23 protein-coding genes are annotated in these 25,789 nt (G+C 64.5%); 19 read left to right on the forward strand and 4 right to left on the reverse strand.

Annotated elements, in window-relative coordinates:
* Nucleotides 1-16: 16 nt before the first annotated feature.
* From acpP to nagZ, 16 genes are all read left to right on the forward strand, one after another.
* Complete coding sequence (gene acpP, locus ACTHN9_RS03275) at nt 17-256, forward strand: acyl carrier protein (RefSeq protein ID WP_004197638.1); 240 nt, start codon at nt 17-19, stop codon at nt 254-256.
* Nucleotides 257-412: 156 nt separating this feature from the next.
* Nucleotides 413-1,651, forward strand: coding sequence for a beta-ketoacyl-ACP synthase II (gene fabF, locus ACTHN9_RS03280; protein WP_440535318.1), 1,239 nt, complete (start codon nt 413-415; stop codon nt 1,649-1,651).
* Between the two features lie 13 nt (nt 1,652-1,664).
* Nucleotides 1,665-2,117 carry a hypothetical protein gene (locus ACTHN9_RS03285; RefSeq protein WP_440535319.1) on the forward strand — a complete coding sequence of 151 codons (453 nt, stop codon included), beginning with the start codon at nt 1,665-1,667 and terminating at the stop codon, nt 2,115-2,117.
* Between the two features lie 147 nt (nt 2,118-2,264).
* Complete coding sequence (rpoE, locus tag ACTHN9_RS03290) at nt 2,265-2,864, forward strand: RNA polymerase sigma factor RpoE (RefSeq protein WP_440535320.1); 600 nt, start codon at nt 2,265-2,267, stop codon at nt 2,862-2,864.
* 91 nt (nt 2,865-2,955) lie between these two features.
* Nucleotides 2,956-3,567 (forward strand): sigma-E factor negative regulatory protein, encoded by a 612-nt coding sequence (locus ACTHN9_RS03295; protein ID WP_440535321.1) that lies wholly within the window; start codon nt 2,956-2,958, stop codon nt 3,565-3,567.
* Nucleotides 3,568-3,571: 4 nt separating this feature from the next.
* The gene (locus tag ACTHN9_RS03300) at nt 3,572-4,612 is read left to right on the forward strand and encodes a MucB/RseB C-terminal domain-containing protein (protein WP_440535322.1); all 1,041 of its coding nucleotides are present in this window, start codon (nt 3,572-3,574) and stop codon (nt 4,610-4,612) included.
* Between the two features lie 19 nt (nt 4,613-4,631).
* Nucleotides 4,632-6,137: a DegQ family serine endoprotease gene (locus tag ACTHN9_RS03305; protein WP_440535323.1), complete on the forward strand. Its 1,506-nt coding sequence runs from the start codon at nt 4,632-4,634 to the stop codon at nt 6,135-6,137.
* Nucleotides 6,134-6,394 (forward strand): glutaredoxin family protein, encoded by a 261-nt coding sequence (locus ACTHN9_RS03310; protein WP_440535324.1) that lies wholly within the window; start codon nt 6,134-6,136, stop codon nt 6,392-6,394. Before ACTHN9_RS03305 ends, ACTHN9_RS03310 begins: the two co-directional genes overlap by 4 nt.
* 185 nt (nt 6,395-6,579) lie before the next feature.
* Nucleotides 6,580-8,373, forward strand: coding sequence for a translation elongation factor 4 (gene lepA, locus ACTHN9_RS03315; RefSeq protein WP_440535325.1), 1,794 nt, complete (start codon nt 6,580-6,582; stop codon nt 8,371-8,373).
* 16 nt (nt 8,374-8,389) lie between these two features.
* Nucleotides 8,390-9,283 (forward strand): signal peptidase I, encoded by an 894-nt coding sequence (lepB, locus tag ACTHN9_RS03320; RefSeq protein WP_440535326.1) that lies wholly within the window; start codon nt 8,390-8,392, stop codon nt 9,281-9,283.
* 145 nt (nt 9,284-9,428) lie between these two features.
* Nucleotides 9,429-10,589 (forward strand): ribonuclease III, encoded by a 1,161-nt coding sequence (rnc, locus tag ACTHN9_RS03325; RefSeq protein WP_440535327.1) that lies wholly within the window; start codon nt 9,429-9,431, stop codon nt 10,587-10,589.
* Between the two features lie 103 nt (nt 10,590-10,692).
* The gene (era, locus tag ACTHN9_RS03330; RefSeq protein ID WP_440535338.1) at nt 10,693-11,556 is read left to right on the forward strand and encodes a GTPase Era; all 864 of its coding nucleotides are present in this window, start codon (nt 10,693-10,695) and stop codon (nt 11,554-11,556) included.
* Entirely contained in the window at nt 11,543-12,517 is a 975-nt protein-coding gene (gene recO / locus ACTHN9_RS03335; RefSeq protein WP_440535328.1) for a DNA repair protein RecO, read from the forward strand. Before era ends, recO begins: the two co-directional genes overlap by 14 nt.
* Nucleotides 12,514-13,278: a pyridoxine 5'-phosphate synthase gene (gene pdxJ / locus ACTHN9_RS03340; RefSeq protein WP_440535329.1), complete on the forward strand. Its 765-nt coding sequence runs from the start codon at nt 12,514-12,516 to the stop codon at nt 13,276-13,278. The genes recO and pdxJ overlap by 4 nt, the downstream gene beginning before the upstream one ends.
* Nucleotides 13,279-13,313: 35 nt before the next feature.
* Nucleotides 13,314-13,727, forward strand: a complete 414-nt coding sequence (acpS, locus tag ACTHN9_RS03345; RefSeq protein WP_440535330.1) for a holo-ACP synthase — start codon at nt 13,314-13,316, stop codon at nt 13,725-13,727.
* An 88-nt stretch (nt 13,728-13,815) separates the two neighbouring features.
* Nucleotides 13,816-14,844 carry a beta-N-acetylhexosaminidase gene (gene nagZ / locus ACTHN9_RS03350; protein ID WP_440535331.1) on the forward strand — a complete coding sequence of 343 codons (1,029 nt, stop codon included), beginning with the start codon at nt 13,816-13,818 and terminating at the stop codon, nt 14,842-14,844.
* 54 nt (nt 14,845-14,898) lie between these two features.
* On the opposite strand, the gene ACTHN9_RS03355 is transcribed toward nagZ, so the two are convergent.
* From ACTHN9_RS03355 to earP, 3 genes are all read right to left on the reverse strand, one after another.
* Complete coding sequence (locus ACTHN9_RS03355; protein ID WP_440535332.1) at nt 14,899-16,278, reverse strand: sigma-54-dependent transcriptional regulator; 1,380 nt, start codon at nt 16,276-16,278, stop codon at nt 14,899-14,901.
* A 325-nt stretch (nt 16,279-16,603) separates the two neighbouring features.
* The gene (gene efp / locus ACTHN9_RS03360) at nt 16,604-17,161 is read right to left on the reverse strand and encodes an elongation factor P (protein ID WP_102645999.1); all 558 of its coding nucleotides are present in this window, start codon (nt 17,159-17,161) and stop codon (nt 16,604-16,606) included.
* Nucleotides 17,162-17,267: 106 nt separating this feature from the next.
* Nucleotides 17,268-18,488 (reverse strand): elongation factor P maturation arginine rhamnosyltransferase EarP, encoded by a 1,221-nt coding sequence (earP, locus tag ACTHN9_RS03365; protein ID WP_440535333.1) that lies wholly within the window; start codon nt 18,486-18,488, stop codon nt 17,268-17,270.
* A gap of 147 nt (nt 18,489-18,635) precedes the next feature.
* Here earP and uvrC point away from each other — a divergent pair, with 147 nt between their 5' ends.
* Both uvrC and pgsA read left to right on the forward strand, forming a co-directional pair.
* Complete coding sequence (gene uvrC, locus ACTHN9_RS03370) at nt 18,636-20,816, forward strand: excinuclease ABC subunit UvrC (protein WP_440535334.1); 2,181 nt, start codon at nt 18,636-18,638, stop codon at nt 20,814-20,816.
* A 264-nt stretch (nt 20,817-21,080) separates the two neighbouring features.
* A complete protein-coding gene (gene pgsA, locus ACTHN9_RS03375; protein ID WP_440535335.1) occupies nt 21,081-21,674 on the forward strand; it encodes a CDP-diacylglycerol--glycerol-3-phosphate 3-phosphatidyltransferase in 594 nt (197 codons plus the stop codon).
* Nucleotides 21,675-21,729: 55 nt separating this feature from the next.
* Here the strand turns inward: pgsA and ACTHN9_RS03380 are convergent, their stop codons facing one another.
* Nucleotides 21,730-23,607 carry a tetratricopeptide repeat protein gene (locus ACTHN9_RS03380; protein ID WP_440535336.1) on the reverse strand — a complete coding sequence of 626 codons (1,878 nt, stop codon included), beginning with the start codon at nt 23,605-23,607 and terminating at the stop codon, nt 21,730-21,732.
* Nucleotides 23,608-23,781: 174 nt separating this feature from the next.
* On the opposite strand from ACTHN9_RS03380, the gene ACTHN9_RS03385 reads away from it, so the two are divergent.
* Nucleotides 23,782-25,587: an FAD-dependent oxidoreductase gene (locus ACTHN9_RS03385; protein WP_440535337.1), complete on the forward strand. Its 1,806-nt coding sequence runs from the start codon at nt 23,782-23,784 to the stop codon at nt 25,585-25,587.
* Nucleotides 25,588-25,789: the final 202 nt, after the last annotated feature.

The raw sequence follows: 25,789 nt of genomic DNA on the forward strand, positions 1-25,789 counted from the left end.
TTCCCTCGGAGGGGTAATGGACAACATCGAACAGCGCGTCAAGAAGATCGTCGCGGAACAACTGGGCGTCGCCGAAGCTGAAATCAAGAACGAAGCTTCGTTCGTGAACGACCTCGGTGCGGACTCGCTCGACACGGTCGAACTCGTGATGGCGCTGGAAGACGAGTTCGGCATGGAAATTCCGGATGAAGAAGCCGAGAAGATCACGACGGTCCAACAAGCGATCGATTACGCGCGCGCAAACGTCAAGGCCTAACGCCTGACCGCCTCGCGCTGCACGCTGGCCGCGGTTGACGCGTATCCACGTCGAATGCCGATGCTAGTGCCGAATTCTTAGCCACAGGGCTCACAGGGGTGGATTCCTGTGAGCACTGTGGCTTTTGCTTTTGTCATTTATGGAAAAGGGGTTACCGTGAGCCGTCGCCGCGTTGTTGTTACAGGCTTGGGTCTGGTATCGCCTGTCGGCAATCATGTTGCCGACGGCTGGGCCAATCTCGTTGCCGGCAAGTCCGGTATCGCGACCATCACGAAGTTCGATGCCACGAACTTCTCGACGCGCTTCGCCGGTGAAGTGAAAGGCTTCGACGTCGAAGAGTACATGCCGGCCAAGGAAGCCCGCCATATGGATACGTTCATCCATTACGGCATGGCGGCCGGCATTCAAGCGATGCACGACAGCGGCTTCGAAGTCACCGAAGCCAACGCCGAACGTTGCGGCGTGATCGTCGGTTCGGGCATCGGCGGTCTGCCGATGATCGAAGTGACGCAAACCGAACTGCTCAATCGAGGCCCGCGACGTATCTCGCCGTTCTTCGTGCCCGCATCGATCATCAATATGATTTCGGGCCACCTCTCGATGAGGTTCGGCCTGAAGGGGCCGAATCTCGCGATCGTCACGGCCTGTACCACAGGCCTGCATTGCATCGGCGAAGCCGCACGCCTGATCGAGTACGGCGACGCCGACTTGATGGTCGCCGGCGGTGCCGAGGCCACTGTCTCGCCGCTCGGCATCGGCGGTTTCGCCGCGGCCCGCGCGCTGTCGCAGCGCAACGACGATCCCGCGACGGCTAGCCGTCCCTGGGATGCCGACCGCGACGGCTTCGTGCTGGGCGAGGGGGCGGGCGTGATGGTGCTCGAAGAGTACGAACACGCCAAGGCACGCGGCGCGAAGATTTATGCCGAAATAGCGGGCTACGGGATGAGCGCCGATGCGTATCACATGACGGCACCGCTCGAAGATGGCGACGGCGCGCGGCGCTGCATGGCTGCGGCCCTGCGCAATGCGGGCGTGAACGCCGATCAGGTCGACTACGTGAACGCGCACGGCACCTCGACGCCGCTCGGCGATCTGGCCGAAACGACGGGCATCAAGCGGGCGCTGGGCGATCACGCGAAGCAGGTCGTCGTCAATTCGACGAAGTCGATGACGGGTCACTTGCTCGGCGGTTCGGGCGGCCTGGAGTCGGTGTTCACGGTGCTGGCCATCCATCATCAAGTGTCGCCCCCGACGATCAACATCTTCAATCAAGATCCGAAATGCGATCTCGACTACTGCGCGAACGAGGCGCGGGAGATGAAGATCGACGTCGCGCTGAAGAACTCGTTCGGGTTCGGCGGCACGAACGGCACGCTCGTCTTCAAGCGCGCTTAAGCGTCGCGGTTCGTTGACGTACGGCGCATTCGAAGTCGAACCGGGTGCGCCGCGGCGCGTGGCGCTGCGGCGCTCGCGCACGGTGCGTCTGGCCGCGTCGGCTTGTGCGCTCGTCTGCACGGCGGCGGTTCATGCCACGGCCACCGCCCATTTGGGCGCAATCGATGCGCTTTGGCTCGCCGGGGCGACGCTGGCGGCGCTGGGCGTCTCGTTCGTGCATTACGAGCGTCGACAGCCGGCGCTGCTCGAACTGACCCCGGAAGGCCTCGCGGCGTTCGACGGCGCGGGGCGCGCGCTGTTTCAAGGGCGTATCGTCGGCTTTTCCGGCTGGGCCGAGCGGTTGCTCGTGCTGGCCGTTGCGGGGGCGGACTCGCGTCGCTCCCACGCATTCGTCGTCTGTGCCGATGCGATCGACGCCGGCGCGTTTCGCGCGTTGGCGGTGCGCGGCCGGCATGCCGTTCATTAACAACCGAGGATGCCCGCAAGTTCCGTTTGTAACGGATCCTAATCTGTAACGGCCGTAACCGCGGTTACACATGGCGCATGGGGCGAAGATAGGGACGCTACAATAGCCGTCCGCCAGCATTCCTCCCAAGTGAACGGACCCCAACAGGTGAGCGAAAAAGAAATCGACCAGGTCTTGGTCGAACGCGTGCAGCAAGGCGATAAAGCCGCGTTCGAGCTTCTGGTCTCGAAATACCATCGCAAGATCATTCGGTTGATCTCGCGGCTCGTGCGCGACCCGGCCGAAGTCGAGGACGTCGCGCAAGACGCTTTCATCAAGGCTTATCGCGCGCTGCCTCAGTTTCGCGGCGAATCCGCGTTCTATACCTGGCTGTACAGAATCGCCGTGAACACGGCGAAGAACTATCTCGCGACGCAGAGCCGGCGCGCGCCCACGTCGACCGAAGCAAACGCCGAAGAGGCGGAAACTTTCTCGGACGCCGATCAACTAAGGGATATCAACACGCCCGAATCGTTGTTGATGAGCAAGCAGATCGCGCAGACGGTCAATGCAGCCATGGCGCTTTTGCCGGAAGAGCTTCGGGTGGCCATTACCCTTCGTGAAATCGAAGGTCTGAGCTACGAAGAGATTGCCGAGATGATGGGATGCCCCATCGGAACGGTACGATCGCGGATTTTTCGCGCTCGCGAGGCGATTGCGGCAAAATTGCGTCCGCTGCTGGATACGCCGGAAGGCCGGCGGTGGTAGCGCCCCCGGGCGCTGGCCGGTGCGCGTCGGATATGAGATAGAACTGGGTCAAGTGGTATCACTACGGGGTGTTCGTAAGATGGGGAGCGTCATGGGGTCGGTCTCGATGCAATCGCAGGGTAGCTCGCGAGGCGAGCGTTTGTCGGCTTTCGTCGACGGGGAAGGGCTCGATGCCCCGGTGTCGTTCGACGAGGTGCTGACCGAGTTCGACCTCGTCGATCGCACGACCTGGTCGGCCTACCATTTGATCGGCGATGCGCTGCGCTCCGACGATCTAGCCGTCCATCCGGCCAAGAGCCAAGCCTTTCTCGCCGGCTTCGCCGCACGGCTCGAAGCCGAGCCTCACTTTATCGCCCCGGCCCAAGGGCGGCAGGGGTCCCGCGCTGCGTCGCTGTTGCGTCGGCGTGCCGCGCCGGCGCTCGCCGTCGCGGCCGCGGCGGCCATGCTGACCTGGGTCGTCCTTCCGCAGTGGCACGGCGGCGCATCGCAAGGTACGGTGCAAACGGCGGCGACGAGCAACCATGCCGATCGCGTGCAATCGGTCGCGATGACCAACGTACCGGGCGCGCAAGAAGGCAATATCATCCGCGATGCCCAGTTGGATCAATATCTGGAAGCTCACCAGCAATTCGCTCAGCAGCCGATGTCGGTGGCGGCGATGCCGCTCATCCGCGCGGCCGTTCAGACTTCGCAAGGCCAATAATCCGATGCAGACGTTGCGCTCGAAGCGCGTCGCCGCCCCGCGGCAATGGGCGGCGTGGCTGCTGTGCGCGGCCGCAATGGTGTCGGTTGCCCCGCGCGCGGCCTTCGCCGAGGCCGATGCCGCGGTGCGCCAGCAGGCGGCCGGTTGGCTCGATCGAATCCAAGAGGCTGCGCGGCGCGAAAACTACGAAGGCGTTTTCGTCTTTCAACACGGCAATTTCGTGCAATCGTCGCGCATCGCCCACTATGCGGTCCGTGGCGACGGCGAATTCGAATCGGTCGAAAGCCTCGACGGCCAGCAGCGCAAGCTCTTGCGTCACGACGACGATCTTTATACGTTCGTGCCCGAGCGGCGGCTGTGCGTCGTCGAAAAGCGGCTCAACAAGGATTCGTTTCCTGCGCTGTTGAGCGAAAGCGGGGCGCGGGTGCTCGCTGTCTACGATCCGAAGATGCTCGGCGACGACCGTGTCGCGGGGCTGGAAGCGCAGGTGATCGAACTCGATCCCAAGGACGCCTACCGCTTCGCGTACAAATTGTGGGCCGACGCCAAGACGGGCCTGTTGCTGCGCGTGCAGACGCTGGACCCGTCGGGCCAGGTGCTCGCGCAGGTCGCGTTCACGCAGGTGCGTATCGGCGTGCCGCCGCAAAAGGCCGCCATTGCCGCCGGCATGCGCAACACGAACGGTTGGACGCTCGTGCGCCCGCCGGTCTCGCCGGTCGACATGCAGACGCAAGGTTGGCGCATCGCGCCCGACGTCCCGGGCTTTCACGAGATCCGCGAGTTGCGTCGGTTGATGGCGGCGCGCGATCCGAACGCGCCCCCGATCCCCGTCGATCAGGCGGTGTTTTCCGACGGGCTTTCCACGATTTCGGTGTTCGTCGAGCCCGCCGAGGGCAATTCGCGCAAAGAAGGGGCCGGCAGCACTGGCGCCACACACGTGCTCGTCACGCGATATCGCGATTATTGGACCACCGTGCTCGGCGAAGTGCCCCAAGCCACGCTGCAGCGCTTCGCGTCTGCCATAGAATACAAAGCTACCAAGTAACGCTTCGGCTTGCCCTGTTATGACGAATCTTTCGGTGCGCAAATTCCTCGCGGCCGCCGCGGCAATGACCTGCCTGTCGTTTGCGCCGCACGCGCAATCGGCGGTGCCGGCGGCGAACCTGCCCGATTTCACCGATCTCGTCGACAAGGTCGGGCCGGCGGTCGTGAACATTCGGACCACGACGCTCGCATCGAGTTCGACCGATCAGCGCGCCACGCCGCCGGGCGTGGGCGACGGCGACATGTCGGAGTTCTTCCGGCGCTTTTTCGGTATCCCGCTGCCTCAGAGCCCGCATAACGGCGATCGGGGCGGCCGCGGCGATCGCGGGGGCAGCCCCGATCAGTCCGACAACAACAACGACGACGAGAAAAGCGGCGGCGTCGGGTCGGGCTTTATCGTGTCGGCCGACGGTTATGTGATGACGAATGCGCACGTGGTGGACGATGCCGACAATATTTACGTCACCCTCACCGACAAGCGCGAATTCAAGGCCAAGCTGATCGGGGTGGACGACCGTACCGACATCGCGGTCGTGAAGATCGATGCCACCAATTTGCCCACCGTCACCATCGGCGATTCGACCAAGGTGCGCGTGGGCGAGTGGGTCGTCGCGATCGGGTCGCCGTTCGGCCTCGACAATACGGTGACCGCGGGCATCGTCAGCGCGAAGGGGCGCGAGACCGGCGATTATCTGCCGTTCATCCAGACCGATGCGGCCGTGAATCCCGGCAATTCGGGGGGGCCGCTCATCAACATGCAGGGCGAGGTGATCGGCATCAACTCGCAAATCTACAGCCGCACCGGCGGGTTCATGGGTATCGCGTTCGCGATCCCGATCGACGATGCGATGCGCGTGGCCGACCAGCTCGAGACCACCGGCAAGGTCGTGCGGGGGCGCATCGCCGTATCGATCGGGGCGGTGACGAAGGACGTGGCCGATTCGCTCGGCTTGCCGCGTGCGGAAGGGGCGCTCGTGAGCAGCGTCGAGCCTGGCGGTCCGGCCGACAAAGCCGGCTTGCAGCCGGGCGACATCATTCTCAAATTCAACGGCGTTCCCGTCGAGACGGATACGGATTTGCCGCGCATGGTGGGCGACACCAAGCCCGGCAGCCACGCCACGGTCACGTACTGGCGCAAGGGCCAATCGCGCGAAGTGCCGATCGCGGTGGTGCAAACGCAGCCCGAGAAAACCGCCAAGGCGGACGAGCAGCAGGCGCCGCCGTCGCGGCCGCGCCCGTCGAACGCCCTCGGCGTGACCGTGTCCGATATTCCGACCGATCGCGTGAAGTCGCTCAAGCTGCGCACCGGCGGCGTCCAGGTGGAAGACGTCGACGGCCCGGCGGCGCGGGTGGGGTTGCAAAAGGGCGACATCATCTTGCGCGTGGGCGATAACGACGTCTCGAGCGCCAAGCAGTTCGATCAGATCGCCGCCCATCTCGACCCGCAAAAGCCGGTGGCCGTGCTCGTGCGTCGCGGCGAGAACACGCAGTTCGTGCCGATCAAACCGCGTGCGAAAGCGAAATGACAGCCCGCGCCGCAGCGCATCTCACGTTGTATTCGCGGGCGTGGTGCCATCTGTGCGACGAGATGCTTGAAGCGCTCGCGCCGCTAGCCGACGCATTCGGGGCGACGGTGGAAGTCGTCGATGTCGATAGCGATCCCGAACTCGTCGCGCGCTACGACGAACTCGTGCCGGTGCTCGTGTGCAACGGCGAGCCGCTTTGCCACTATCGGCTCGACGGCGAGCGCGTGCGGGCGGCATTGGCGTCGTTCGGCGCGTGACGGCCGGCGATCGTCCTGCTGCCGCCACGCGTCTCGCGGCGCCCGGTTCGGGGTGCTCAAATGCCCGGCTCCCGGAAATCCGCCGTGGGAGGGCCATTTCGGCTAAAATAGGCCGTTTTTTCACGTACTTACAAGGCGTGCTCCGCAATCGTCCGAGCGCGCCTTTTTCGCTTGATCGGCCCTGAATGGATCACATACGCAACTTTTCGATCATTGCACACATCGACCATGGCAAGTCGACGCTTGCCGATCGCATTATTCAACTGTGCGGCGGCTTGTCCGACCGCGAAATGGAATCGCAGGTGCTCGACTCGATGGATCTCGAGCGCGAGCGCGGCATCACGATCAAGGCGCAAACGGCCGCACTCCACTATCGGGCGCGCGACGGCCAGGTCTATAACCTGAACCTGATCGACACCCCGGGCCACGTCGATTTTTCGTACGAAGTCAGCCGGTCGCTGTCGGCTTGCGAAGGCGCGTTGCTCGTCGTCGATGCCAGCCAGGGCGTCGAGGCCCAGACCGTCGCGAACTGCTACACGGCGATCGAGCTCGGCGTCGAGGTCGTGCCCGTGCTGAACAAGATCGATCTGCCGGCGGCCGACCCGGAAAATGCGATCGAGGAAATCGAAGACGTCATCGGCATCGACGCCACCGACGCCGTGCGCTGCAGCGCGAAGACGGGGCTCGGCGTGGAAGATGTCCTGGAATCGCTGATCGCCAAGGTACCGCCCCCGAAAGGCGATCCGACGGCGCCGCTGCAGGCGCTCATCATCGATTCGTGGTTCGACAACTACGTCGGTGTCGTCATGCTCGTGCGTATCGTCAACGGGACGCTGCGCCCGAAGGACAAGATCAAGCTGATGGCCACGGGCGCGCAGTATCCGGTCGAGCACATCGGCGTGTTCACGCCGAAGTCGAAGAATCTGGAAGAACTCGCGGCCGGGCAGGTGGGCTTCATCATCGCCGGTATCAAGGAACTGACGGCCGCGAAGGTGGGCGATACCGTTACGCTCGCGAACAAGCCCGCTTCAGAGCCGCTGCCCGGCTTCAAGGAAGTGAAGCCGCAGGTGTTCGCCGGGCTGTATCCGGTCGAGGCGAATCAGTACGACGCGCTGCGCGAATCGCTCGAAAAACTGAAGCTCAACGATGCTTCGTTGCAATACGAGCCCGAAGTCTCGCAAGCGCTCGGCTTCGGCTTCCGCTGCGGCTTCCTCGGCCTGTTGCACATGGAGATCGTGCAGGAGCGCTTGGAGCGCGAATTCGACATGGATCTCATCACCACGGCACCGACCGTGGTCTATGAGGTCGTGCAGGGCGACGGCTCGCTCCTCATGGTCGAAAATCCCGCCAAGATGCCCGACCCGTCGAAGATCGAGGAAATTCGCGAGCCGATCGTCACCGTGAATCTGTATATGCCGCAGGATTACGTGGGCTCGGTCATCACGCTGTGTACGCAAAAGCGCGGCAACCAGATCAACATGCAATACCACGGCCGCCAGGTGCAGCTCACCTATGAGATCCCGATGGCCGAGATCGTTCTCGACTTTTTCGATCGGCTCAAATCGGTGTCGCGCGGCTATGCGTCGATGGATTACGAGTTCAAGGAATACCGTGCGTCCGACGTCGTCAAGGTCGATATGCTGATCAACGGCGACAAGGTCGATGCGTTGTCGGTGATCGTGCACCGCTCGCAGTCGCAATACCGCGGCCGGGAAGTCGCGGCCAAGATGCGCGAGATCATTCCGCGCCAGATGTACGACGTGGCGATTCAGGCGGCCATTGGCGCCCACATCATCGCGCGCGAAAACATCAAGGCGCTGCGCAAGAACGTGTTGGCGAAGTGCTACGGGGGCGACATCACACGTAAAAAGAAGCTGTTGGAAAAGCAAAAGGAAGGCAAGAAGCGAATGAAGCAAGTCGGGTCCGTCGAGATTCCGCAAGAGGCTTTCCTCGCGATCTTGCGCGTCGAAGACAAATAACAAGGACCTCTCTTACATGGACTTTGCGCTGATTCTTTTTGTGCTCGTCATCTTGACGGGCATCGCGTGGGTGGCCGATAAGCTCGTGTTTCTACCGCATCGCCGGAAGGCGGCCGATGACGCCGTCGCCGAATTCGACCGCCAGCAGGCGCGCGTCGGCGAGCGTTTCGCGGATGAAAACGCGCCGCAAACGCGGGCCCGCCTGCGCGACGAAAAGCTGCGCCAGCCGTGGTGGCTCGAATACACGGCCAGTTTTTTCCCTGTCATCCTCGTCGTATTTCTCGTGCGCTCGTTCGTGGTCGAGCCGTTCAAGATTCCGTCGGGTTCGATGGTACCCACGCTGCTCGTCGGCGATTTCATCCTGGTGAACAAGTTCGAATACGGGCTGCGGTTGCCGATCGTCAATACGAAGATCACGCAGGGCTCGCCGCTCAAGCGCGGCGATGTGGTCGTGTTCCGTTATCCGAAGGATGAATCGGTCGATTACATCAAGCGCGTGATCGGCCTGCCGGGCGATACCATCGCCTACGAAAACAAGCGCCTGACGATCAACGGCAAGCTCATCCCCGAAACGCCGCTGCCCGATTACTTCGACGAAGAGCGCATCGGGTACGCGAAGCAATTCGAGGAAGATCTTGAAGGACGCCAACACGCGATCCTGAACAACCCGGCCGTGCCGCCGTTCGTGATCGGTGCTGAAGACTACCCCTTCCGCGACAACTGTTCGTACAACAGCGAGGGGGTCGTCTGCAAAGTGCCGGCCGGCCATTACTTCATGATGGGCGACAACCGCGATAACAGCGCGGACAGCCGCTACTGGGGCTTCGTGCCCGATGCCAACGTCGTCGGCCGCGCGTTCTTCGTTTGGATGAACTTCAGCAACCTGAAACGCATCGGTACGTTCAACTGAACGCACTGCTCGGTGCTCGCCGGGCGGTGGTGTTCGCGGTCGTGTCGCTATGCGGCGGCGCGATTCGCATTCGCTCGGTTCGCCACGTTTTTCGCGCCTCGGCCCGGGCAATCGCCCGGCGAGGCGCGCGCGTTATACTCTGCACATGCCGCTATCTCCGCTGGAAAGCCGGTTGCGCTACGAATTTCGCAATGCGGAATTGTTGCGCCAGGCGTTAACTCATCGTAGTCACAGTGCCTCGCACAATGAACGGCTCGAATTTTTGGGCGATTCCGTTCTAAATTGCGCGGTGGCTGCACTTTTGTATCAGCGATTCGGCAAATTGGACGAAGGCGACCTGTCGCGCGTGCGCGCCAACCTCGTCAAACAGCAGTCGCTCTACGAAATTGCTCAGGCCCTGAATATCTCCGAGAGCTTGCGGCTCGGCGAAGGCGAGTTGCGCAGCGGCGGGTTCCGGCGGCCGTCGATTCTGGCGGACGCATTCGAGGCCATCCTCGGCGCGATCTTTCTCGACGGCGGTTTCGATGCGGCGCAGACGGTCATCAAGCGTCTGTACGTACCGATTCTCGATCACATCGATCCTCGTACGCTCGGCAAGGATTCCAAGACGCTGCTGCAGGAGTATCTGCAGGGCCACAAGATCGCGTTGCCCACCTACACGGTCGTGGCCACGCACGGCGCGGCCCACAATCAGCAATTCGAAGTCGAATGCACGGTGCCCAAGCTCGAGGTGAAGGTGTCGGGCTCCGGCGCGAGCCGGCGTGCCGCCGAACAGGCCGCGGCGAAGAAGGCGCTGGAAGAAGTCATGGCGGTGCAGCCGGCGCTGGAAGTCAAATCGAAGCGCTCGCGCGGGGCGCGGGCCGCCAAGCATGGCGAGCCCGAGGTGGTGCCTGGCGTGAAAGGTGTGCAGGCGGCGCTCGATCTGCGCACGCCGGAGCGCCGCGCCGAGAAGGCGGCGCGCGCCGAAGCCGGGAAAGCGGCCGGCGTGCCCGAAGGGGCGGAGCGAGCCGCGGTCGTGCCGCCGGCGATGATACGCGCCGCGCATGTCGAGCACAAAGCGCCGGGGCGTGCGCATGAAGCGAGCGTGAAAGGCGACGCGCCGAGCAAGCCCGATGCGGCCGCTGCGCAAAGACACGATAGCCCCTCCGCCACGGCCGACTCGCCTCTGAAGTCCGAGCCCGGGGCGACCAAAGTCGATGGGCAGCCGAGCGGCCCCGCCGATTCCGCTCGCGGCGGCGAAGCCGAACTCGTCTCCGATATCGCCGGTGCCGCCCGTCCGCGCTCGCCCGAGCCCGACCATTCATGACTTCATTCGCGCTCGCGGCGCTCGCTTCGCGCCGCGCCGATCCTTTTCGAATCGCTTCCCTCGCATGATCGATACCCCCACACCCACCGGCTTTCGCTGCGGCATGGTTGCCATCGTCGGCCGGCCTAACGTCGGCAAATCGACGTTGATGAATGCGCTCGTCGGCCAAAAAATCAGCATCACGTCGCGCAAGGCGCAAACGACGCGCCATCGCATCACGGGTATCCATACGTTCGAGGACGCGCAATTCGTCTTCGTCGACACGCCCGGCTTTCAAACGCAGCACAGCGGTGCGTTGAATCGTTCGCTGAACCGCGCCGTCACGTCCACGCTGACGTCCGTCGATGCCGTGCTGTTCGTGATCGAGGCGGGGCGCTTCGGGCCCGACGATCAGAAGGTGCTCGATCTGATTCCGCCGTCCGCGCCGACATTGCTCGTCGCCAATAAGCTCGACCGGGTCAACGACAAGAAGACGCTTTACCCGTTCTTCCAGAAGATGAGCGCGCTGCGCGAGTTCAAGGAGATCGTCCCGCTTTCGGCGAAGCACATGGACGACGTCAAGCATTTGCTCGATACGGTCAAGCCGTACCTGCCCGAAGGCGTGCCGATCTACGGCGAGGACGACCTCACCGATCGCAGCGAGCGATTCCTTGCGGCCGAGATTTTGCGTGAGAAAGTCTTTCGATGGACGGGCGACGAGCTGCCGTACACGAGCACGGTGCTCATCGAAAAGTTCGAGACGGAAGGCCGCCTGCGGCGCGTGTTCGCGACGATCCTCGTCGATCGCGATATCCACAAGGCGATGATCATCGGCCACAAGGGGGCCAAGCTCAAACAAATCAGCACCGAAGCGCGGCTCGATATGGAAAAGCTCTTCGACGGCCCCGTGTATCTCGAAACCTTCATCAAGGTGAAGAGCGGCTGGGCCGACAACGAAGCCGGGCTGCGTGCCTATGGGTACGAATGACGAGATCGATCACGCGTCGGTGACGCTGCCTTCGCCCGACGACGACTCGGACGGCGAGCGGGGCCGGCGCGCGGCCGCCGAGGCCCAGCCGCGCGCGGTCTCGACGGGGGCGCCGAGCGGTGCGACGCCGGATGGCAAGCCGCGCCGTCGCACGCGTCGCGCCGATGCGCACGGAGAAGGCGAGGGCGCATCGCACGCCGCCGACGACAAGCCGCCGGCAGCCGCGCGCCGCGCGCCGCGCGAGCCGTCGCATCGGATCGCCGAGCAGCCCGCTTTTGTCCTGCACAGTTATCCCTATCGCGAAACGAGCCTTATCATCGACGTTTTTTCGCGCGACCACGGCCGTCTCGCCCTCGTGGCGAAAGGGGCCAAGCGCCCCCATTCGGCGTTGCGCGGCGTGCTGCAGACGTTTCAGCCGCTGTCGATGGCCTGGTCGGGCAAATCCGAGATGCGGACGCTGACGGGCGCCGAATGGGTCGGGGGCATGTTGCCCTTGCGCGGCGACGCGCTGCTGTGCGGTTTCTACGTGAACGAATTGCTCGTGAAGTTTTGCGCGCGCGAAGATCCGCACCCCCAACTGTTTCATCACTATGTCGTCACGCTGACGCGCCTCGCGCACGACGAGCCGGCCGTGCAGGTGCTGCGTTCGTTCGAGCGCGTGCTGCTGCGCGAGACCGGCTATGCGATGGCACTCGATCGTACCGTCGCGCGCAAAGCCGTCGTGCCAGAAGGCCGCTATGTCTTCGATCCCGAGCGCGGCGTGCGGGAGGCGGCGAGCGAGTGGCCGGCCCACTGGCCCGTGATTTCCGGACAAACATTGCTGGATATGGAGCGCGACGATTACCGTCGTGCTCAGACCGTCGCGCAAAGCAAGACGCTGATGCGCTTTCTGCTCAACACCTATCTTGGCGGCACGCCGCTCGCGACCCGCCAGATTCTTCTCGATCTGCAGAACCTATGAGCTTCTTTCTGACGTCGCTCGGTGCCATCGAACTGGGCGTGAACATCGATCACGTTGCCACGCTGCGCAATGCGCGCGGCACGCGCTATCCCGATCCGATCCGCGCCGCGCTGCAAGCGGAGGCGGCGGGCGCGGACGCCATTACGCTGCACTTGCGAGAAGATCGCCGCCATATCGTCGATGCCGACGTGCGCGCGCTGCGGCCGCAACTGTCGACGCGGATGAACCTCGAATGCGCGGTGACGCAAGAGATGCTCGATATCGCTTGCGATGTGCGTCCGCACGATGTTTGCCTGGTGCCGGAAAAGCGCGAGGAGCTGACGACCGAAGGCGGGCTCGACGTCGCCGGCCATTTCGAAGCCGTGCGGGCCGCTTGCCGGCAACTGGCCGATGCGGGTTCGCGCGTCTCGCTGTTCATCGATGCCGACGACACGCAGATCCGCGCGGCGCACGAAGTGGGCGCGCCCGTGATCGAGCTGCACACGGGCCGGTATGCCGATGCGCACGACGAAAGCGAGCAGCGGCGCGAGTACGAACGCATCGTGCGCGGCGTCGAACTGGGCGCCTCGCTCGGGCTGAAGGTCAACGCCGGCCACGGGCTGCACTATACGAACGTGCAGCAGATCGCCGCGATCGAAGGCATCGTCGAGCTGAACATCGGCCATGCGATCGTCGCGCAAGCGGTGTTCGTGGGCTGGGACAACGCCGTGCGCGAGATGAAGGCCATCATGGTGGCCGCGCGTCTGGCGGCCACTCACTGATTTCCGACCTTATTCACATTTCGACCGGCACACGCATGGCCATCTACGGCATCGGCACCGACGTCATTCAAGTGAGCCGTGTTGCGGCTGTCATGGCGCGCACGAACGGGCGCTTCGCCGAGAAGGTGCTCGGCCCCGACGAGCTACGCATCTACCACGCCCGCAAGGCCCGTTCGGAAGTGCGAGGGCTCGCGTTTCTGGCGACGCGCTTTTCGGCGAAGGAAGCGTTCTCCAAAGCGATCGGGTTGGGCATGCATTGGCCGATGACCTGGCGTGCGCTGCAAACGCTGAACGAAGCGAGCGGCAAGCCTGTCGTCAAGGCGTCGGGCGAACTGGCCGAGTGGCTGCACGCACGCGGCATTACGGCGCGCGTGACGGTTAGCGACGAGCGCGACTATGCCGTGGCGTTCGTCGTCGCCGAATCGGACATGGCCGCGCCCGCCACGTGAGCCATGCCACGGCGATGCCGATGCGTTTGCGTTCGTGTTTCCGTTTCTATCCGGCCGTTCTTATTTCTTGCCCATGCTCCTCGATTCCATGAAAAACCCTCCCGGTCCCGTGATGCTCGACGTCAAGGGCCCCGTGCTCACCGACGACGACGCGCGGCGCCTCGCGCATCCGATGACGGGCGGCGTCATTTTGTTCGCGCGTCACTACGAGAATCGCGGCCAACTGATCGCGCTGACGGACGCCATTCGCGACATTCGCGACGACGTGTTGATTGCGGTCGATCACGAGGGCGGGCGCGTGCAGCGTTTCCGCACCGACGGGTTCACCGTGCTGCCCGCGATGCGGCGCCTGGGCGAGTGGTGGGATCGCGATGTGCTGTACGCGACGAAGCTTGCGACGGCAACGGGCTATGTCCTGGCCGCCGAGCTGCGCGCGTGTGGGGTCGACATGAGCTTTACGCCCGTGCTCGATCTCGACTACGGCTGCTCGGCGGTGATCGGCGATCGGGCATTTCATCGCGACCCGCGCGTGGTCGCGTTGCTCGCCAAGAGCTTGAATCATGGGCTTGCGTTGGCCGGCATGGGCAATTGCGGCAAGCACTTTCCGGGGCACGGATTCGCCACCGCGGATTCGCACGTCGCATTACCTGTCGATGATCGTTCGCTCGACGAAATTCTAAGCGAGGACGCCGCGCCCTACGACTGGCTGAGTATCGCGCTGGCGTCGGTGATCCCGGCGCACGTGATCTATTCGAAAGTCGACGACAAACCGGCGGGATTCTCGCGGATATGGCTGCAAGACATCTTGCGCGGACGGCTCGGCTTCGGCGGGGCGATTTTCAGCGACGATTTATCGATGGAAGCGGCACGCGCCGGCGGCACGCTCACGCAAGCCGCGCAAGCGGCGCTCGAGGCCGGATGCGACATGGTGCTCGTTTGCAATCAGCCGGAGGCCGCGGAAGCGGTGCTGAACGAGTTGAAGTACGTTCCATCGAAAGAGAGCGTGCGGCGCTTGAAGCAATTGCGCCCGCGCGGCAAGGCGCCGACCTGGCGCAAGCTGCTCGAGCGCCCCGCTTATCGCGAGGCGAAAGCGCTGCTTACCAGCGCTTTCGGCTGACGCGCGACGACGACGGCGACGACGGCGACGACGGCGACGGCGACGACGACGACGCTACGCCAGCTTCATCCGTTGCAGTTTGTTGTAGAGCGTTTTCGGGCTGATGCCGAGCAAGGTCGCCGCCCGGTGGCGTGTGCCGCCCACGGCATCGAGCGTCGCTCGAATCAGCAGGTCTTCCACGTCCGATAGCGGCGTGCCCACCGCCACTTGCACGTTGCCGCCGTTCAACCGCCGTCCCCCCGAGCCATTGGCTTCGTCGGCGCGCAGCGAATCGACGATTTCGCCCGACACGTTGTAAGCCCGCCGCACGCGCTCATGCAACTCGCGTACGTTGCCGGGCCAATCGTAGGTGAGGCATTCGCGCACGAGGTTCGGGCCGATACGCTTGTTCACCGTGGCGAGGCCGCTCGCGTTGATGTCGCGGTTCAGTTCGTCGACGAGCGCTTCGGCCAGCAGCACCGCGTCGTCGCCGCGCTCGCGCAGCGGCGGTAGCGCGATCGAAGCCGCGTCCAAACGCAGCCAAAGATCTTCGCGCAGCACGCCCTGCGCCACCGCGTCGCGGGCCGGTTTGCGCGTGGCCGCGACGATGCGGCAATCGACGCTCACTTGGTTGTTGCCGCCGACGCGCATATAAGTTTGCGAATCGAGCGCGCGCAGCAACGCTTCTTGCTGGGGCAATGGGAGATCGGCGATTTCGTCGAGAAAGAGCGTTCCGCCCGCAGCCTGTTCGAACAGGCCCGGTTCGCGCCGCTCGATCGTCGGAAGCGCGCTTTCTTGGCCGAAGAGCATGCTGTCGATCCCGCGCTCCGTCCCGCCGTCGCGGGCGAACGCGCGGCAATCGAACACGACGAACGACCCTTTGCGGCGCCGGCTCATCTCGTGCAGCGTGCGTGCCGCGATTTCCTTGCCGGTGCCCGCTTCGCCGCAAATGAGCACGGCCGATTCGGTCGGTGCGAGCCGTTCGATGGCATCGTACACATGGGCGATCGCGTCGCTGCGGCCGATCATCGGGCCGAAGTGCCCGAGCCGGCGCAAGGTCGCGCGCAGCGTCTGCACTTCCTCCGTCAGTTCGTAGGGGCGAGGAATCCGGGCGAGCAAGCTACGCAGCCGCGGAATGTTGACGGGCTTGAGCAGGTAATCCCAAATGCCATGGCGCAAACCCTCGATGGCGCTCTCCACGGTCGCGTTGCCGGTCATGACGATCACCGGCACGACCCCGTCCGGCTGGGCCGGCAGGTTGTGCAGCAGATCGAGCCCGCTGCCGTCCGGCAAGTTCAGATCGATCAGCACGACGTCGGGAATGAATCGCGTGAGTGCGGCGCGCGCTTCGGCGAGGGTGGCGGCCGTATCGACGGAGAATCCGTCAGCGGCGACGATCGCATTGAGACCCGACAAGCTATTGGGATCGTCTTCGACAATCAGGGCGTGTGGCATGGCTGGCGTAATCAATTAGGAAAGTCGAAAGAGCGTCGGTGCCGGGAAGAAATGCCGCCATCCACGGCAACGCGTATCGACGGCGCATGGGCTACCGGAGCACTAAGCATTTGGCGTGCCAGATCGTTCTCCCTTATAGAACAAGGACTTGCGCCCGCCACTCGGCAAGAGCGTCAGATCGGGTCGCACCAGTGTGAAAAAACGACCGGTAAAGTTTGCTTAACCATACACCACTCATACGAAAAAAAAAGCGCCCCGTGGGGCGCTTCAGTCGGCATAACGTTCCGTATAGGGCGTCCCAAAGGGCGCCAAATACGAGATACGCTTATGCCCGGCTGCGGTATTCGTCGGTGCGCGTATCGATTTCGATTTTGTCGCCGATATTGCAGAAGAGGGGAACTTGCAATTCGAAGCCGGTGTTGATCTTGGCCGTCTTCAGCACCTTGCCCGACGACGTATCGCCCTTCACCGCCGGTTCCGTATACGTGATTTCGCGCACGAGGGTGGTCGGCAGTTCGACCGAGATCGCCTTTTCGTTGTAGAACACGACTTCGCACGGCATGCCGTCTTCGAGGTAGTTGAGCGCATTACCCATCATCTCGGCTTCGACTTCGAACTGGTTGTAGTCGGCATCCATGAACACGTACATCGGATCGGCGAAGTACGAGTAGGTGACTTCCTTGCGATCGAGCACGACGACGTCGAACTTGTCGTCCGCCTTGTAGACCGATTCCATGCCTGCGCCCGTCAGCAGGTTCTTCAACTTCATCTTGACGACGGCGGCGTTGCGGCCCGATTTGTTGTATTCGGTCTTTTGCACGACCATGGCGTCGCTGCCAATCATCACGACGTTGCCCGTGCGCAGTTCCTGTGCAATCTTCATAAAACGATCCTGTGCGAATAAAGTGGCTGATCTGTTGCTCAACGGCATCGGCATCGATCGCGTGAATCGTGCGCCTCGTTCGGGCGCTCCGCCGTTGGATAACCGTTTATTTTAACTGAGATTTTGCGAATTCGGCTAGGTTGGCGGCGAGATCGCCGATCGTCGCGAGTTCGTCCGCCCAAGTCGCGGCGCGCGCTGCGAGGGCGGGACGATGCGCCCAGAAATCGGCCCAATCGGGCGTGCCCGAGCCGTTCCACGCATGCCAAAAGCGGCCGAGCGCCGCTTGCGCGGCCGATTCGAGCCCGCGCGCGTAGTGCGCGAGCGCAGCGTCGAGCTTCGGCAAGTGCGCGGCGTCCGATTGCGGGTAGATCTGCCAAACGAACGGCCGGCGCGACCATTGGGCGCGGACGAAAGAGTCCTCTCCGCGGACGAAATTCAAATCGCTCGCCCAGAGCAGTGCATCGTATTCGGGCTGGGGCCGGAACGCGAGCGCGTGGGCGCGCAGGTTGCCGCGCTCGGCGTGTCGCCCCGAGCTGAATGCCGGCAAGCCGAAAAAGCGCGCGATGGCGCCTGAGATGCGGCCTTCGGGCACGAGCAGCACGATCGGCTCGGCGCTGTCGCGCCATTGCTCGAGCAGGCTGCCTGTGGCGGGATTCTCGTAGGAAAAGAGCGAGACGACCGTCGCTCGCGGCTCGGGTGGCGCGGCGCCCGTCGCTTGCCGCCACCAGGCCTCGCGCAGCTCGGACGACGATTCGAATGCGAGGCGTGCGTCGTCGAGCGCGCGCTCCTTGATCACGCCGCCCGTGCCGGGACCGAGGCCGGGAAAGAAGAACGTCTTCACGAGCGCGTAGCGCGCGTGCGGGGACGGTTTCAAGTGGCATTCGGCCACCCAATCTTCGGCGCTCAAATATTCGAGGTTGAGCCAAACGGGGCGGCGGTGGCATCTTGCCATGGCAGCGACGTAAGCGGGCGGCAGTTCGCAGGCAAACGCTTCGATGACGATGTCGGCAACGGTTAGGGTATCGCCGGCATGGGCCGGTTCATGCCAATGCTCGACCACGATGCCGTCGACACGCTGGCGGGCGAGCGAGACGTCGAGCGCCGGACAAAGGCGCGCGAACGTGTGCAGATCGTCGACGAGCAAGCGCACCTGCCAGCCGTACTCGGCCGAGAGCTGGCGGGCTAGACGCCAGCACACGCCGATGTCGCCGAAGTTGTCGATGACGGCGCAAAACAGGTCGCAAGAAAGCGTGTCGGCGAGCGACGGGGGCGGTTGCTGGCCGCGTGGGTCGTGCTCGGCCGGACGGGAGGGACGGATCGCGGACATGGGCGAGAAGGGGTGGGGCGCGGGGGCGGACCCGTGGGGCCGACGGCGCGAGCGCGTGCCCAAATGGTCTAAACTGGCGATTCTAAAGCACGCTAAAGCACACCGCCCGCGACGCCCGCCGAGCGCGGCGTTTCGCACCTGACGCGCATGACCGATTCCGACGCACGACACCCGCCTTTCGAACCGAAGAAGTTTCTCGCCCAATTGCCGCATCTGCCGGGCGTGTATCGCTACTACGATGCGCACGAGAACGTGCTGTACGTCGGTAAGGCGCGCGATCTGAAAAAGCGCGTCTCGAGCTATTTCACGAAGACGCAGGTCTCGCCGCGCATCGCGATGATGATCACGCGGATCGCCCGCATCGAGACGACGGTGACGCGCTCGGAGGCCGAGGCGCTATTGCTCGAAAACAATCTCATCAAGGCGCTCGCGCCGCGCTACAACATCCTGTTTCGCGACGACAAGTCCTACCCGTACCTGAAGCTCACGGGCCATGCGTTTCCGCGCATGGCGTATTACCGGGGTGCGGTGGACAAGAAAAATCAGTATTTCGGGCCGTTCCCGAGCGCCTGGGCGGTGCGCGAAAGCATTCAGATCTTGCAGCGCGTGTTTCAGCTGCGCACTTGCGAGGACTCGGTCTTCAACAATCGCACGCGCCCCTGTTTGCTGCATCAGATCGGGCGCTGCACGGCGCCGTGCGTGGGCGCGATCAGCGAAGAAGACTACGCGCGCGACGTGTCGAATGCCTCGCGCTTTCTGCTGGGCCGGCAAAGCGAAGTCATGAAGGAGCTCGAAGCCAAGATGCACGCGTTCGCGGCCGAACTCAAATTCGAGCAAGCCGCGGCCGTACGCAATCAGATGAGTTCGCTCTCGACGGTCCTTCATCAGCAAGCGATCGAAGTCGGCGGCGACAGCGATGTCGATATCCTCGCCGTCGTCGCGCTCGGCGGGCGGGTCTGCGTCAACCTTGCCATGGTGCGCGGCGGGCGGCATTTGGGCGACAAGGCTTATTTCCCCGCGCATGTCGAAAGCGGATTCGCGGGCGACGAAGCGGATGCTATGGGCGATGCGGGCGCTGCGGGCGCTGCGGTCGACGTGGGCGAAGCCGAAATGGTCGCCGGACCGGAGGACCACGCGCTGCGCGAGCAAGCAGCCGACGCGACGGAATCGGCCGACGCACAATCCGTCGAAGCAGAACCCGTCGAAGCAGAACCCGTCGACGTGCCATCGGACCAGGCGCCATCGATCGATTCGGCGGCCCGCGCCGAGCGCCTCGAAGCCGGTATCGAAACCGAGGTGCTCGAAGCGTTCATCGCTCAACATTACCTCGGCAACCGTATTCCGCCGGTGCTCGTGGTCAGTCACGCGCCCGCCAACCCCGAACTCGTCGATCTGCTGGCGGAGCAGGCAGGCCACAAGGTCGTGTTCGTGCGCCAGCCGCAAGGCCAGCGGCGCGTGTGGCTAGGCATGGCCGAGCAAAACGCGCGGCTCGCGCTGGCTCGGCTGCTGTCCGAACGCGGTTCGCAGCAAGCGCGCACGCGGGCGTTGGCCGAAGTGCTCGGTATGGAGTGCGACGACCTCGCTCGGTTGCGCATCGAATGCTTCGACATCAGCCATACGATGGGCGAGGCGACGCAAGCGTCGTGCGTCGTCTACCGCGACCACAAGATGCAGACGAGCGAATACCGTCGCTACAACATTGCCGGCATTACCCCCGGCGACGATTACGCAGCCATGCGGCAAGTGCTCACGCGCCGCTACGAGAAGCTCGCCTTGCTGGCGGCCGAGAACGCCGACGATCGGGCGCAAGCCTTGCAGACGGAGGCTGCCGCCGATCCCGAAGCGGCGGCCGATTCCGCCGATAGCGTCGCGGCCGGCGGGATCTTGCCGACCATCGTGCTCATCGACGGCGGTAAAGGCCAAGTCGAAGTGGCCCGCCAGGTCTTCACCGAACTCGGGCTCGACTGTTCGATGCTGGTCGGCGTGGCGAAGGGCGAAGGCCGCAAGGTCGGGTTGGAGACGCTCGTATTCGCGGACGGCCGCGCGGCGCTCGAACTCGGCAAGGAAAGCGCCGCGCTGATGCTCGTCGCACAGATCCGCGATGAGGCGCATCGGTTCGCGATCACCGGCATGCGGGCGAAACGCGCGAAAGCACGCCAGACGTCGCGGCTGGAAGAGCTGGAGGGCATCGGCGCCAAACGGCGGCAGCGGCTGCTGGCGCGCTTCGGCGGCTTGCGCGGCGTGGTGGCGGCGAGCGTCGAGGATCTGGCAAGCGTGGAAGGGATTTCGCATGCGCTCGCCGAGCAGATTTATCGACAGTTGCACTAGTGCTCGTCCCGCAAGTTCCTTCGATATGAAAACGCCCCTGTGGCCGCCAAGCGGCGGCGCTCGTGGTTGCCCTAGCGACAGCCGCGCCCTTGTTCGAACCGATGACGTCGCTCCAAGCCGATGCCCGCCCCCCAGCGGCCATCCTGGCGCGACCGCGCCGCGCCGCCGCACCTCGTCCGGGGCTCGGCTTGTGGCGGGTCCGGCTACGCGGCACAATGGCGTCTCCTCGATCCGCTCCCTTACTTCAACGCCTGCCTTTCGTCCATGCCGTTTAACTTTCCGATCTTTCTGACATGGTTGCGGATCGTCCTGATTCCGCTCGTCGTCGGCGTCTTCTACCTGTCCGATTCGATGATGAGCGGCGACGATCGCAACATGGCCGCGGCGGCGATCTTCGTGCTCGCCGCGTTGACCGATTGGTTCGACGGCTACCTCGCCCGTAAGTGGAACCAGACGTCGGCGTTCGGCGCATTTCTCGATCCGGTGGCCGATAAGCTCATGGTGACGGCCGCATTGCTCGTGCTCGTGCAGCTCACCCGTATCCAATCGGCGATCGCGCTCGTGATCGTCGGCCGCGAAATCGCCATTTCGGCGCTGCGCGAATGGATGGCGCAGATCGGGGCGTCGAAGAGCGTGGCGGTCAATCAGCTCGGCAAATTCAAGACGGCTTGCCAGATGGTGGCCATCCCCATGCTGCTTTACTACGGGAAGGTTCCGCTCGGCGGGACGCTTGCAATCGACACGCGCGTATGGGGGCAGTGGCTGATCTACCTCGCGGCGGTGCTGACGATTTGGTCGATGCTCTACTACATGAAGCTCGCGTGGCCGCAGATCCGCGAGCGCGGCGGCGCGCGCTGAGCGACGCTAGTCGAAATCGCGCCTTGTCGCGGCCGTTCGCTTGCGCCGCGCGCTTTTATCGGGCGGCCACTTCGCGCGACAACGCGTGGGCCACGGCTTCGACGACCGGGGCCCATTGGCCGGGCGAGGATTGCCGCACGAGCCGTGCGCTCGGGTACCACGGGCTGCGGTCGGTGTTGGCGAACCAGCGCCAATCGGCTGCGAACGGCAGCATGAGCCAGAGCGGCTTGCCGAGTGCGCCGGCCAAGTGGGCGATCGACGTATCGATCGACACGACCGCGTCGAGCCGATCGACGATGGCGGCGGTATCGGCGAAGTCGCCGATCCGGGTGCCGAAGCGATGGATCGACGCCGTGCGCGAGCAGGTGGCGAGCGCGCGTTCGTCGTCCGCGGTCAAGTCGGGCTGCAGCACGAGCCAATCGATCCCCTCGAGCGCGAATAGCGGCGCGAGCGCGGCAACGGGCATCGCGCGGTTCTCCTGCACCTGGATTCTCCCCGACCAAGCCAGACCGACCTTGATCTTCGCATGGCCGCCGAGCGAGCCGCGCCAGCGGCGGCGATAGGCGGGCGGAACGTCGAGATAGCGGTGGGTGTGCGGCAGCGTATCGAGCGTCGTCCCGAGCGCGAGCGGCAGGCTCAAAAGCGGACAGTGCCAATCGGCGCTCGGCTGTGCCTCGCCGGCGATCGTCAACGAGACGCGCCATTGTTTGGCGAGCGGCGCGACGAGCGGGGCGAGTTCGCGCTGCACCGCAAGGACAACCCGGCGCGCGCGTTCGCAGGCGAGCGGGACGAACCGCAGGAATTGCAGCGTATCGCCGAAGCCTTGCTCGGCTTCGATCAAGAGCGTGCCCTCGCCGATCGGTTCTCCGCGCCAGCGTGCCACGGCGCAGGCTGGCTGCGTCGTCGCACCGGCGGCCGCCGAGACGATCGCCAGGCGCGATTCGTAGGCGGGTAGGCCGCGCGCCAGATCGCCGAGCGTCAGCAGCGTCATGGCGCGATTCAGTTGCGCCGAGGCGAGATCGGGCCGCAGCCGCAGCGCTTGATCGAACGCGCGCAGCGCGGCTTGATGGGCACCGAGGGCGTGGTGCGCATTGCCGAGACCCAACCAGGCCAATGCAAGCTGCGGATCGAGCCCGACGGCACGCTCGAAACGCGTCGCGGCTTCGGCGTGCCGGCCCTGCGCGGCGAGCGCGTTGCCTAGCCCGAGCCATGCCGGAGGAAACGCGCTTTGCAGTGCCAGCGCTTGCTCGAACGCGGCGCCGGCTTGCGCGTGACGACCGACGGCATCGAGCGTGTTGCCGAGATTGAAATGGGCGGCGACGTAGTTCGGCTGTGCCGCGAGTGCCGCGCGGAACTGTTCGATCGCTTCGTCGGTGCGGCCGAGCGCCGCGAGCGCCATCCCGAGGTTGTTGTGCGCACCGGCATGACCCGGACGCAGCGCGAGGGCACGTTCGAACGCCGCGATCGCTTCCTCGCTGCGGCCGATCGCATGCAGCGCGTTGCCGAGATTGTTGTAGGTCGAGGGATCGTTCGGTTGCAGACGCAGCGACCGTTCGAATGCGTCGACGGCATCCGTGTGGCGACCAGCCAACGCGTAGGCGTTGCCCAGGTTGTAATGCGCGAGCGGAAATTCGGGCGCGAGCGAGAGGGCGTTGCGAAAGCGCTCGATCGCGCCGTCGAGCTTGCCGAGCGCCTTCAGCGCGTTGCCGAGGTTCAGTTGCAGCGCCGCATCGTTCGGGCGTAGCGCGACGGCCCGGCCGACGAGGTCGGCGGCTTCTTCATGGCGTCCTTGTTGGTGACGAAGGACCCCCAACAGATGCAGGGCGTCGGTATGGACGGGATCGGCGTCGAGCGCCGCGCGGTAATCGCGCTCGGCATCGGCGAGCCGTCCGTCACGATGCGCCGCGTAGGCGCGCTCGAAAAAGGGATCCATGACGCATGGCGTTGGCACAAACGGGGCATTGTCCCACACTCGGACAGCCGGGCCCAACGCCGGGAGAAGCGGCACCCTACGCCCCGCCTTTGGCTGCAATGGGGCAGTTCGAGCGCAGCGAGGACACGGCCGGCGTACACTTGGCGGGATCTCGTGGTTTGCCGGAGGACAAGCATGGCCGCCGTCAACGTCAACGCGCTGCCGGTGCTGATCGTGGGGGCTGGGCCGACCGGGCTCGCTTGCGCGATGAGTTTGGCACGCGCGCACACGAGCGTGCGCCTGATCGATCGCGCGCCGCTGCCCGCGGCGCACTCGCGGGCGATCGGCATCCAGGCACGCACGCTGGAGCTGTTCGAGCAGCATCGGATCGTCGAGCCTTTTCTGGAGTTGGGCCACCGATTGCGCGCCGCCAACCTTTACTCGAACGGCACTCGGCTCGCACGGCTCGATTTCGATCCGTTGCAGACGCGGTATCCCTATCTGCTTTGCTTGGAGCAATCGGTAACCGAGCGTGTGCTGACCGAGCATCTTGCGACGCTCGGCGTGCAAATCGAACGCGGCGTCGAGCTGGTCGGGCTAAGGCAAGACGCTGCGCAAGTCGAAGCGCAGCTCGTGCATGCCGGCGGCCGGCAGGAAACGTGCCGCGCGGCCTATGTGGTGGGTGCCGACGGCGCGCATAGCACGGTGCGTCATCTGCTCGGCCTGAGCTTTACCGGTCAGACGTTCGAGCAAACGTTCATGTTGGCCGATCTGCAAGTGGATTCGGATCTGTCGGACGACGAATTTCACCTGTTCGCCTCGGCCGACGGATTGGCCGGCGTCATTCCGATGGGCGCTGGCCGTCACCGCCTGATTGCGGACAACGCGGTCGGCCTCGCCAACGGCGCGGCGCCGCCAGCCGAGGCCCCCGCGAACGCCTCGCCCGGTGCCGCTTCGCAGGCGCGCGTGCCGGCCGGCGACGATGGTTCCGGTGTCGATGTCGACGTCGACGTCGTTGCCGGCAACGCGTCGCCGTCGCTCGAGCTATGTCGAGCGGTGGCAGCGCGGCGCGTGCATCACCCCATGACGATGTCGGCGCTCGGCTGGTCGAGCTTCTTTCACATCAATAGCCGCATGGTCGAGCGCTTGCGCACGCAACGTGTATTTCTTGCCGGCGATGCGGCGCACGTCCATAGCCCGGCTGGCGCGCAGGGGATGAACACGGGCATCCAAGAAGCGCTGAACCTCGGTTGGAAGCTGGCATGCGCCGTGGCGGGCCGTGCCGGCGAACCGTTGCTCGACACCTATCAGATCGAGCGGCATCCGATCGAGCGCGACGTGTTGCGCCAGACCGCATTTATTACGCAGTTGGCCGAAGCCGAGCGCGGTCCGCTTAAGCTCGTACGCGAGCGTGTGATGCCGGTATTGGCGGCATTCGGTCCGCTGCGCGATGCGGCGCGGTTGATGGTGAGCGAATTGTCGATTCAATACCGGCGCAGTCCGCTCACGCTCGAGCGCGTGCTCGACGGCGGCCCACGGGCGGGCGAACGCGCGCCCGACGCGCTCGTTCATGTCGTCGACGGTCCGCTTGGACGAGCGCCCGGCACGGGGCGTTTGTACGATCTGCACGACCCGGGGTTCTTTTCGTTGTTCATCTTGGTGGAAGCGCCGGGCGGTGCCGACGCTGTGCTGGACGCGCACGGCGGGCTCGACGCACTTGGCGCGCTCGACGCGAGCGCTGCCAAGCCCGATTCCGAACTCGATCGCTTGAGCGCGACGATCGACGCGGCCCTGCCTGGCGCGGTCCGGATTTGGCGTGTCACGGATGCACGAGAAGGCGATACGCCCTCGTTGACGCACGCCTACGGGCGCACGCGCCCCGCGTTCTACTTGCTGCGTCCCGATGGGTATATCGGCGCGCGCGGGCGGGCAGCATCCGACGCCAGTGCGCTCGCGCGCCATTGCGAGGTTTGGTTTGCGGGCGTGCGCAAGCGCGGGTGAGCGGCGCGCGTAGTGCTCGGCGTCTGTTCCGAAGGCAGCCTGCCGCTGTTGCGGCAGGCGATCCCCTCGGCGAGCCGTCCCGATTGACATCAATCACGTGATTCAGTCCTAAAAAGCAAGCGAACGGCGCTAGATCGTCGTTTTGAAAATATGGTGAGCATCCGGGGCATCGGGAAGTGAGTCCGATGCCCCGTTCCATTTT

Origin of the sequence: Trinickia sp., from assembly GCF_051953405.1 — a bacterium.
Lineage (GTDB): Bacteria > Pseudomonadota > Gammaproteobacteria > Burkholderiales > Burkholderiaceae > Trinickia.